At 70.4% G+C, this 1,687-nt stretch carries 3 protein-coding genes; 2 read left to right on the plus strand and 1 reads right to left on the minus strand.

The window, feature by feature from the left end:
* On the plus strand, positions 1 to 431 hold a 431-nt coding region (locus I8N68_RS33475), incomplete at its 5' end, for a DUF6228 family protein (protein WP_234041003.1).
* Positions 432 to 720: 289 nt separating this feature from the next.
* Here I8N68_RS33475 and I8N68_RS32310 read toward each other — a convergent pair.
* On the minus strand, positions 721 to 1,074 hold the full coding sequence (locus tag I8N68_RS32310) for a hypothetical protein (RefSeq protein WP_200216895.1): 354 nt from the start codon (positions 1,072 to 1,074) through the stop codon (positions 721 to 723).
* Positions 1,075 to 1,351: 277 nt separating this feature from the next.
* On the opposite strand from I8N68_RS32310, the gene I8N68_RS34450 reads away from it, so the two are divergent.
* A partial coding sequence (locus tag I8N68_RS34450) for a zinc ribbon domain-containing protein (RefSeq protein ID WP_200216896.1) occupies positions 1,352 to 1,687 on the plus strand: 336 nt, incomplete at its 3' end.

Raw genomic sequence — 1,687 nt, forward strand, 5'->3', positions numbered from 1 at the left:
GTCGGCAGAAGAGTGAGCCGCCGCGACGCGGGGAGTGGGCGTCAAACATCGCGACACCGGCAAGCACCAGTGGCATGCTCTTCCCGATGTTGAGGCAGTTGGACGACGGCGTCGAAATCACCGCCGAGGCGGGGCGTGGGTCCGCCCGTCTTCGTAGCGCCGGGCGGCCGTGGCAGGACGAGGTACTCGACCTGCGGTGCGAGCTGCCCGATGACGGCGTCAGTGCTGTGACCTGGGTCCGGACGCTCAATGGCGACGGGATCGTGTTGTGGGCAGCCGACCTCGCCGAGTCGTACCAGGGATGGGATGGCGTGCGGGCCTGGGAGTCACTAGAACACGACCTCCGCATCGACGCGACGCATGACCGACGAGGTCACGTAAGTCTCCGTTTCGTCATCCGGGGCCCTCGGGGCTACGACCCGAGTGCGTAGGAGGCATCCATCATCGTGACCCTTGACGCCGGCGAGGACATGCGACGTCTCGTCGCCGAACTCGGCGACCTGGTCTCGTAGCGCGGCCCCAAGTCGGAAGCGCGCGATCGGCGGCATACCGTGCATCTGATCAGGCCGCCTCGGTCGCCGGAGCCACGCGCGATGGGCGGCAGATTCGCCTGTGTTAGCTCGAACGTGCGGCTGCACGACAGAGTCGCAGCAGGACTGAACACACCTGGTTCCTCACGGCGTTCGGCGGCCCGCCCATCTTGCTCGATGTCGGGCCGATTCAGGCACCGGCCAAGGCGAGCCTCTGCTCGGCCTCGTCCGGTGCCAGCCACGATGCTCCGTCCAAGCTGGCCTTCTTCGCGTTGAACGCGTACACCCAAAGGCCCGCGGCCCAACTCGCTTCGATCTCACCTGCGGACCAGCCGCGGCCGGCAGCGCGCTGGTAGGCGTCCACGAACGCTGCTGACTCGGAAACCGTCGCGGCCCTGGGGACCATCCCGCACGGCCACACGGACGCGGCCAGCCCGACCACCACCGCCTCCGGCGCGGCTGTGACGCTGTCCCAGTCGTGGACCACCAGCGGCTCGTCACTGTTCCAGCGGAGGTTTTGCGCTTCCCAGTCGCCGGCGAGCATCGCATGCACCTGGCCGACACGAAGGTCCGCCGCCGTGCCGTCTCGCGGCGGGCGCCGAAGCCGGGTCAGAAGGGGTCGCGGCGGTGGCGGCAGTACCGGCATTGGGCGCGGCTGGTGGAGGGCCGGCACCGGCGGCGGGTCCGTCAGGCCCAGCACGAAGCCGCCCGCTCGGTCGTGTCCTGGGCGGTGGGTCAGCGGGTCGGTGTGTTGCACGTCGGTGACCCCCGGGGGTGCTTGAGATTCCTGCTGGCCGGCGGCACAACTTGCGGTTGCGGCAGTGGCAGATCGGCGGGCTCCTGCAGGTCCTCACCGACAAAGCTGTCCTGGCCGGATCACCGTCCGGCTGGTCGACGAACGGGGCACGTCGTCCACCTGCCCCGCCTGCCGGCGGCGGGTGCCGAAACCCCGCGGCCGGACGTTGTCAAGCGCGGACTGCGCGTTCTCCGGGCACCGTGACCTGGTCGCGGCCGCCAGCATCGCCACCCGTGTTCCGGGCGGCGGATCCACCACCCCGACAGCCGTCGTGCTGCCGGAGGTGGTCACGCACCGTCGAGCCGGCCGACACCTACCCGGTGCCGGGCGGTCCCGACGTGACCCCCGCCGCCCACCCCGG

The sequence above is a fragment of the Micromonospora coerulea genome (genome assembly GCF_016598485.1).
Classification (GTDB): Bacteria; Actinomycetota; Actinomycetes; order Mycobacteriales; family Micromonosporaceae; genus Micromonospora; species Micromonospora coerulea.